This is a genomic window from Capnocytophaga sp. CM59 (assembly GCF_000293175.1).
GTDB classification, from domain to species: Bacteria; Bacteroidota; Bacteroidia; order Flavobacteriales; family Flavobacteriaceae; genus Capnocytophaga; species Capnocytophaga granulosa.
The window spans coordinates 25668-32840 of record NZ_ALNN01000030.1; the positions used below are offsets into that span (position 1 = coordinate 25668).

General features: G+C 41.6%; 9 protein-coding genes and 1 tRNA gene. 2 read left to right on the top strand and 8 right to left on the bottom strand.

Annotated elements, in window-relative coordinates; translation table 11 throughout:
* Window positions 1-28: 28 nt before the first annotated feature.
* Window positions 29-766: a Bax inhibitor-1/YccA family protein gene (locus tag HMPREF1154_RS07805; protein WP_009642038.1), complete on the top strand. Its 738-nt coding sequence runs from the start codon at window positions 29-31 to the stop codon at window positions 764-766.
* Between the two features lie 79 nt (window positions 767-845).
* Here HMPREF1154_RS07805 and HMPREF1154_RS07810 read toward each other — a convergent pair whose 3' ends face one another.
* The 5 genes from HMPREF1154_RS07810 to HMPREF1154_RS07830 form a co-directional block, all read right to left on the bottom strand.
* Window positions 846-1352: an outer membrane beta-barrel protein gene (locus HMPREF1154_RS07810; RefSeq protein ID WP_009642035.1), complete on the bottom strand. Its 507-nt coding sequence runs from the start codon at window positions 1350-1352 to the stop codon at window positions 846-848.
* 106 nt (window positions 1353-1458) lie between these two features.
* Window positions 1459-1532 (bottom strand) — tRNA-Ile (locus HMPREF1154_RS07815).
* Between the two features lie 108 nt (window positions 1533-1640).
* Window positions 1641-1874: a DUF6327 family protein gene (locus HMPREF1154_RS07820; RefSeq protein ID WP_009642057.1), complete on the bottom strand. Its 234-nt coding sequence runs from the start codon at window positions 1872-1874 to the stop codon at window positions 1641-1643.
* Window positions 1875-1878: 4 nt separating this feature from the next.
* Entirely contained in the window at window positions 1879-2229 is a 351-nt protein-coding gene (locus tag HMPREF1154_RS07825) for a hypothetical protein (RefSeq protein WP_009642030.1), read from the bottom strand.
* Window positions 2230-2248: 19 nt separating this feature from the next.
* Window positions 2249-2575: a YtxH domain-containing protein gene (locus HMPREF1154_RS07830; protein ID WP_009642056.1), complete on the bottom strand. Its 327-nt coding sequence runs from the start codon at window positions 2573-2575 to the stop codon at window positions 2249-2251.
* Between the two features lie 347 nt (window positions 2576-2922).
* On the opposite strand from HMPREF1154_RS07830, the gene accD reads away from it, so the two are divergent.
* Entirely contained in the window at window positions 2923-3777 is an 855-nt protein-coding gene (gene accD, locus HMPREF1154_RS07835) for an acetyl-CoA carboxylase, carboxyltransferase subunit beta (protein ID WP_009642026.1), read from the top strand.
* A gap of 62 nt (window positions 3778-3839) precedes the next feature.
* On the opposite strand, the gene dtd is transcribed toward accD, so the two are convergent.
* The 3 genes from dtd to epsC form a co-directional block, all read right to left on the bottom strand.
* A complete protein-coding gene (gene dtd / locus HMPREF1154_RS07840; RefSeq protein ID WP_009642029.1) occupies window positions 3840-4295 on the bottom strand; it encodes a D-aminoacyl-tRNA deacylase in 456 nt (151 codons plus the stop codon).
* Between the two features lie 201 nt (window positions 4296-4496).
* Window positions 4497-5423, bottom strand: coding sequence for a cysteine synthase A (gene cysK, locus HMPREF1154_RS07845; protein ID WP_009642034.1), 927 nt, complete (start codon window positions 5421-5423; stop codon window positions 4497-4499).
* 34 nt (window positions 5424-5457) lie between these two features.
* On the bottom strand, window positions 5458-6282 hold the full coding sequence (epsC, locus tag HMPREF1154_RS07850) for a serine O-acetyltransferase EpsC (protein ID WP_009642051.1): 825 nt from the start codon (window positions 6280-6282) through the stop codon (window positions 5458-5460).
* Window positions 6283-7173: the final 891 nt, after the last annotated feature.

The following is a 7173-nucleotide window of genomic DNA, read 5'->3' on the forward strand; positions in this document are numbered from 1 at the left end:
TTTTTGCCCATTATAAAACCTTATTAAAATGAATTCCTACAATTCCAGCTACAACAAAGGTAGCTACAACAACTCCTACAACTCAGCCCCTGAGTTGGTAGCTTATTCTACAGACTCAGAACGAGCTGTTTTTTATAGGAAAACTTACACCCATGTAGCCTTGGCGCTTTTGGCTTTTATCTTGGTAGAGACAGCTTTGCTCCGCTGGGTGCCTGAAGAGCTTATTTTGGCTATGTTTGGCGGCAAGTTTATATGGCTCTTTATCATAGGCGGCTTCTGGTTAGGCTCTATGTTGGCCAACAAATGGGCGCACTCTCTTAGCCGCACTACCCAATACATAGGGCTAGGGCTTTATGTGCTTTTGGAGGCAGTGATTTTCTTGCCTTTGATTTACATTGCTCTAGCTTATACAGGTACCGAGGTACTCTCACAAGCAGCTATTGTTACCCTATCCTTGTTTGGAGGGCTTACAGCAGTGGTTTTTATGACACGATTGGATTTTTCTTTTCTAAGAAGTGTATTGGTTATAGGTGGTTTTCTCTCCCTAGGACTGATTGTGGCAGGAGCTCTTTTCGGATTTGACTTAGGCCTATGGTTCTCTGTGGGTATGGTAGTACTTGCCACAGGAGGTATTCTCTACCAGACGTACAATGTGAAGAATGAATACACCACTGACCAATATGTAGGCGCTGCCCTACAACTCTTCTCCTCAGTGATGTTGCTCTTCTGGTATATACTCAGGATTTTCCTTTCAAGAAGAGACTAAAAAGAAGTTGAAAAATAAAAAGTAAAAGGTAAAAAGTATAGAGCACTTTTTACCTTTTATCTTTTACTTTTTACCTAAATTAAAACCTATAGGTAATTCCTGCTTTAGCACCGCTGGTGAGTAGTCCTCCAGAGAGTTCCAAATTCACCCCAAAGTTGTCGGTGAAGAAGTAACGAGCACCTGTCTGTCCTATGAGGCTAAAACCAGAATAGCTATCTCCAATATAATCTCTTCCTTCTTTAGCTGTAACAGTAGAAGTATACACCCCTAAGCTCAACCCAGCATAAAGGTCTAATGGACGAGGGAGGTTGAATAAGTTGTTGAAATGGTAGTTCCCATTACCAAAAAATCCCATGATATTATGGGTGTAGTAGCTTGAATGGGAATAGCTACGGAAAGTAAACTCCCCTCCTACACTGATGTCGTTAGTAACACCATAATCAAGCCCCACATACACTGGAATTCCCCAGCCTGAGATACCTACTCCTGCATTGAGTTGTAAGCCTCCTTGATCTAAGTTGCCATTTTGTGCAGAGGCAGTGACCGCAGCCATGAAAAGCCCTGCTAAGAATAGAAATTTTTTCATCTAATTACGTTTTTAAAAATCTTGGCAAAGGTAGTTATTTTTTTCGATAAAGCAAATTATAGACAATAAAAAAGCACCTACATCTCTGTAAGTGCTTTAGCGAAAGTGGTCCAGCTTGGGCTCGAACCAAGGACCCCCTGATTATGAGTCAGGTGCTCTAACCAGCTGAGCTACAAGACCTCGCTTTTTTCAGGGTGCAAAAGTACAACCTTTTTCCGATATATCAAAATTTTATCCTCATTTTTTTAGGATAAATCTACTAATCTCTTGATTAGAAAAGGGTTATTGTTAGAAAAATTTCCTAAGCAAGAAGCCTGCTACCAATGACAATAAGCTTCTTTGCTTTTCGGCTATGGCACTTCTGAACTGTGCTACGGAGTCTGCAAAAAGTCCACTTATGGAAAGATTACGAAGTAGCGTTTGATAATCAGTCTTTAGGCACATAAGGTCTATATCCTTTTTGAGCTTGAGTGCACGCAAGTCGTTTTCTATTTCGGTGAATGAGGTGTATTTTCTTTCCATGACATTATTCTTTAAAATATATTTCGGACAATTTGCTCAATATAGGCTTCTGGATAAGCCCCTTGCGGTTTTTGTAGATAATGAGCAGTGCTAATACAAAGATTAGTCCCATTATGGCAAAGCCTAGGGCTTCACTACCTAACCATTCCCCAATAGCAAAGGCAGAGGCACAAGCCAAGAAAAAGGCAATAATCAGCAGAAAGAGAGCTGTCACAAAAAGGCTCACAAAGCCCATAGTGGTCTTGGCTATAATACGGAATATATATAGCTTATAGTACTCCAAATGTGAATTGACCGTTGATTCCACTTCTGTGGGTAGGGTTCTTGCCGTTTCCTTGAGTTCGTTAAGTGCCATAGGTAAGAGTGCTTAGGGGTTATTTTTGAAATTTAGCATTGGCGGCCTTTAGGTCTTCCAATTTGCGCTCAAGAGCATTGATGATTTCCTCTGCCTTGTAGCTAGACTTGGAAAGTAGACGCTCTACGTTGTCCTCCAAAGTGCCTTTGAGTTTGAGTTTCTTTTCTCTTAGGTTTTCATTCAGATGGGTGAGCTTGTCCTTAAGGTTATCGGACACCCCTTCCAATGATTTGCGAATACGTTTGCGGGTCTTTTTCCCTTCATCAGGAGCAAAAAGAATTCCCACACTTGCACCTATGGCAGCTCCCACTACCAAGGCGGCTAATGTGCTTCCTATTTTAGACATAATTCAATTTATTTATTATTTATATACACTGCAAAGATAGACTTTTTTGTCTTAAAAAAATCATCTTCGACTGTTATATTTTATTTAAAAGTAGTCAGTGGTCAGTAGTCTGTAGTCAGTCTATTACGACTTGTCACTTGTCACTCGTCATTAGTCACTCGTCACTTGTCATTCGTCACTTGTCACTTGTCACTCGTCATTATCTAAAAACTTATCAACATTAACACACCTTCCTCTGCTTATATAGAAAAAAAAACGTACCTTTGCCCTGCTAATTTGTAGGATAGTCTTTTGGGGTAGGCCTTAGTGTAAAGGAGTGACTATCTTATTGTTAATGAGAAACATATATGTCTTGGTTCAAGAGAAAAACAAAAGGAATACAGACAAGCACTGAGGAGAAAAAGGACATACCACAAGGATTGTGGTATAAGTCTCCTACAGGGAAAATAATTGAAACAGAGGAACTTGCTCAGAACTTCTACATCAGCCCAGAGGATGGCTACCATGTGCGTATTGGCAGCAAGGAATATTTTGAAATCTTATTCGATGGTAAGTTCAGTGAACTGGATAAGACCATGCGCTCGAAAGATCCACTGGACTTTGAGGATACCAAAAAGTACAAGGATAGGCTCAAGGAAGCCCAAAAGAAAACCGACCTATACGATGCTGTACGCTGTGCAGTGGGCAAGTCCAAAGGGCGAGAACTGGTAGTGGCTTGTATGGATTTTGACTTTATCGGCGGCTCTATGGGAAGCGTTGTAGGAGAAAAGATTGCCCGCGGGATTGATTACGCCATTAATAACCGCTTGCCCTTTATGATGATATCCAAGTCTGGCGGGGCACGTATGATGGAAGCGGCTTTCTCTCTGATGCAGATGGCCAAAACCTCCGCAAAACTTGCCCAGTTGGACGATGCTGGTCTGCCTTACATCTCCCTATGTACCGACCCAACTACAGGGGGCGTAACCGCTTCTTTTGCTATGCTCGGAGATATCAATATAGCCGAACCAGGAGCACTCATTGGCTTTGCTGGCCCTCGTGTGGTTAAGGATACCACAGGAAAAGAACTTCCCGAAGGCTTCCAAACAGCTGAGTTTGTACAAGAACATGGTTTCTTGGACTTTATCGTCAATCGTAAAGAGCTTAAGGACAAGGTGAATCTCTATATAGACCTTGTGATGAACTTACCCGTAAGGGCTTAAAAGACTAAGTACCAAGCCTAATTAATTCATATATTTACATTTATGAAAAATGCGTGATCTCATCAGAAATCACGCATTTTGCTGTCTATAAATATAGTAACAGGCCCATCGTTACAGAGACTCACCTGCATATCGGCACCAAATACCCCTGTGGCTACAGGCTTTTGGGTGAGCGCTTGTAGCTGCTGGACAAAGGCCTCATATAGGGGAATCGCTTTCTCAGGCCTTGCTGCACGGATATAGGAAGGACGATTGCCCTTCTTAGTATTCGCATAGAGAGTAAATTGACTCACTACCATAAGCGAGCCTTCTACTTCCTGCAAGGAAAGGTTCATCACCCCTTCTGCATCGTTGAAAAGGCGAATCTGGGCGATTTTCTTACACAAATAGGCTATATCATCCGCTCCATCGGCCTCTTCTATACCTAAGAGCAGGAGAAAACCCGCCCCTATTTCCGAATGTACTGCCCCCGCTATAGCTACTTGGGCGTGACTTACACGCTGTAGGAGAATACGCATAATTAATTGTTAATTATCAATTGTTAATTGTTAATGCCAATAATGATTAATGCCAATAATGATTAATGCCAATAATGATTAATGCCAATAATCGTAACGTATTATTGGCATTAATCACTGGTCACTAGTCATTGGTCACTAGTCATTGGTCACTAGTCACTAGTCATTAGTCATTGGTCATTAGTCATTGGTCATTAGTCATTATGAATACGGATTTTCCTCAAACAAGTCTGCTACAGACCAGTAGCGGTCACCTGAGTCGTAATTCACGGTAAGTACTACTTCATTTTCTTTGATTTCAGGGAGTTTCTTCGCAATAGCCGCCAAGGAAGTTCCTGTGGAGATACCTCCTAAGATACCTTCAACTCTGGCCAAGCGACGGGTATAGTCATAAGCCTCGTCCTTGTCTATAGTGATGATCCCATCATAGATAGAAGTATTGAGCGTTTTAGGAATGAAACCTGTACCAATACCTTGTAGTGGGTGTGGCCCTGGCTTGTTACCGCTAAGCACGGCAGAGGTAGCAGGCTCTATACCAAAGACCTTAGTATGAGGGAACTTCGCTTTGAGCACTTCCCCTATACCAGAGAGATGTCCGCCTGTTCCGATACCTGAGATAAAGTAATCCACTCCTTGTGGGAAGTCGGCCACAATCTCTTGAGCAGTGGTAAGGCGGTGTATTTCAGGGTTGGCAGGGTTTTCAAACTGTTGAGGAATCCAAGAGTTCGGAATAGAAGCAGCCAATTCTTTGGCTTTCTCTACGGCACCTCCTGTTCCTTTTTCCTTAGGAGTAAGCACGAAAGATGCCCCATAAGCAGAAACAAGCTTACGGCGCTCCACACTCATGGACTCAGGCATTACAAGTACGAGCTTGTAGCCCTTCACCGCTGCTACCAAGGCAAGTCCAACCCCTGTATTCCCTGAGGTAGGCTCTATAATTACGGTATCTTTGTTGATAAGACCATCCTTCTCTGCCTTCTCAATCATGGCCAAGGCAATACGGTCTTTGATGCTTCCTCCTGGGTTGCTTTTTTCTAATTTGATCCAAACTTGGTTATTAGGGAAAAGTTTGGCAAGACGAATAACTGGAGTATTTCCAATAGCTCCTAAGATGTTGTTATACTTCATAAGATTTGTAAATTATGTTAATTAAAAAAATCGTTTATATATGAAAAAAAATAGGTTCAGGTGATAGGTTTTTCTGCTTGGTGATCATCTCACTCTTGTAGTAGATGACTGTATAGGGTTCTATACTTTCGGTAAGCCATACATTTCCCCCTATGGTACTATCGTGCCCTATCTGACTGTTGCCCAGTATAGTAGCTCCGGAATAGATCACTACATTGTTACCTATCTTAGGGTGACGATCGGTGTTCATCTTATCCTTGGTAACTGAGAGTGCCCCTAGGGTTACCCCTTGGTATATCTTTACATTGTCGCCAATGACGCAGGTCTCCCCTATAACAATTCCTGTACCATGGTCTATACAGAAGTTCCTTCCTATCCGTGCAGCGGGGTGTATGTCAATCCCCGTACGACTGTGTGCATATTCTGACCATACACGCGCCAGGAGCTTTAGCCCTTGTAACCACAGCTGGTGAGCAAGTCGGTGAATAGCAATGGCATAGAAACCAGGATAGGACATATACACCTCCTCCAAGTTCTGAGCCGCAGGGTCATTCTCAAGTATAGCCCTTGCATCGCAGAGCAAGAGCGGGTATATTTGGGCAATAGCTGCAAAAAACTGTTCTGTCTGTTCTTGGGTCGTCTGGCTATCTTTTAGATAATCATATACTATAGCCGAGAGTTCCAAGCGCTTACCTCTGAGGCGTTGCTCTATTTCGTAATTACTCTCACAATTGGTGTCGTCCAGATTGAACAACAAGCGATAGAGTGCATCCACGAAATCCTCTGCCTTTTTCTTAGGGAAGGTGTTTTTCAGATAGCTTCTCTGCTCCAATATCAATTCCGTAAGGGTCTTCTCCATAGCGGTTACTGACTTATAGATTAGGTTTTAAAAAATAATATTCTTGTATAAAAAGAATAGTAAAAAATTCTTTGCAAAGGTACATCTTTTTCCCGAAAAAAAAAATTTAAACACACTTTTTTCAAGAAAATTTTTTTATATCCACAAATTTCAACACCTAAAAGTACTCTAGTTACTTGATTATCAAATTATTATCATTTTATAAAAACAGAAATTTTTGCAAAAAATCAGTAAGCAGAGGGCAGAAGACAGTGGTCAGAAGACAGTAGGCAGTCTATTGCGCCTAACTACTAAAAACTAAAAACTAAAAACTAAAAACTGACCACTGACGTCTGACTACTGTTAAATGCTTAACACCATTTTTTATTGTATAAATTCTTACTTCTCACCCCTCCTTTTCTTGACTTCCCTATCCTAAATGTTGTAATTTTGCAGCGTTATTCAGTGGTCAGACGTCTGATGTTAGTAATCAGCCATTAGTCGCAATAGACTGAAAACTGACCACTGACGTCTGACCACTGCCCCCCCTCCGCTGGCGCGAGCTTGCAGCTCGTCCCTACTATGATTAGAGCTTTTAGCTCTTTATGAAGAAACTACAAATGCCAATCAATAGTAAAAAATGATTGTATAGTCCAATTCATTAAGACGCAATAAATTGCGTCTCTACGGATGACTACGCTCATCAGGAGTTGTCTTAGCCAGCGTTAGGGTAGAGACGCAATTTATTGCGTCTTATATTGTGTCTTATAAGGATTGCAAGTAGTTCACTTTTTACCTTTTACCTTTTACTTTTTACTTTGAAATCATGGAAGAGGCTTTAGAAATTCTTTGGACATACGCTCGTCGCGAGCCTTTGGATAGCAATGGAGAGACAGTTGTCCCTACCATCAA

What these genes read in the sequence shown, in the direction of transcription:
- HMPREF1154_RS07805 (WP_009642038.1), top strand. Translation starts at nt 29, where the DNA reads ATGAATTCCTACAATTCCAGCTACAACAAAGGTAGCTACAACAACTCC.
- HMPREF1154_RS07810 (WP_009642035.1), bottom strand. Translation starts at nt 1,352, where the DNA reads ATGAAAAAATTTCTATTCTTAGCAGGGCTTTTCATGGCTGCGGTCACT.
- HMPREF1154_RS07820 (WP_009642057.1), bottom strand. Translation starts at nt 1,874, where the DNA reads ATGGAAAGAAAATACACCTCATTCACCGAAATAGAAAACGACTTGCGT.
- HMPREF1154_RS07825 (WP_009642030.1), bottom strand. Translation starts at nt 2,229, where the DNA reads ATGGCACTTAACGAACTCAAGGAAACGGCAAGAACCCTACCCACAGAA.
- HMPREF1154_RS07830 (WP_009642056.1), bottom strand. Translation starts at nt 2,575, where the DNA reads ATGTCTAAAATAGGAAGCACATTAGCCGCCTTGGTAGTGGGAGCTGCC.
- accD (WP_009642026.1), top strand. Translation starts at nt 2,923, where the DNA reads ATGTCTTGGTTCAAGAGAAAAACAAAAGGAATACAGACAAGCACTGAG.
- dtd (WP_009642029.1), bottom strand. Translation starts at nt 4,295, where the DNA reads ATGCGTATTCTCCTACAGCGTGTAAGTCACGCCCAAGTAGCTATAGCG.
- cysK (WP_009642034.1), bottom strand. Translation starts at nt 5,423, where the DNA reads ATGAAGTATAACAACATCTTAGGAGCTATTGGAAATACTCCAGTTATT.
- epsC (WP_009642051.1), bottom strand. Translation starts at nt 6,282, where the DNA reads ATGGAGAAGACCCTTACGGAATTGATATTGGAGCAGAGAAGCTATCTG.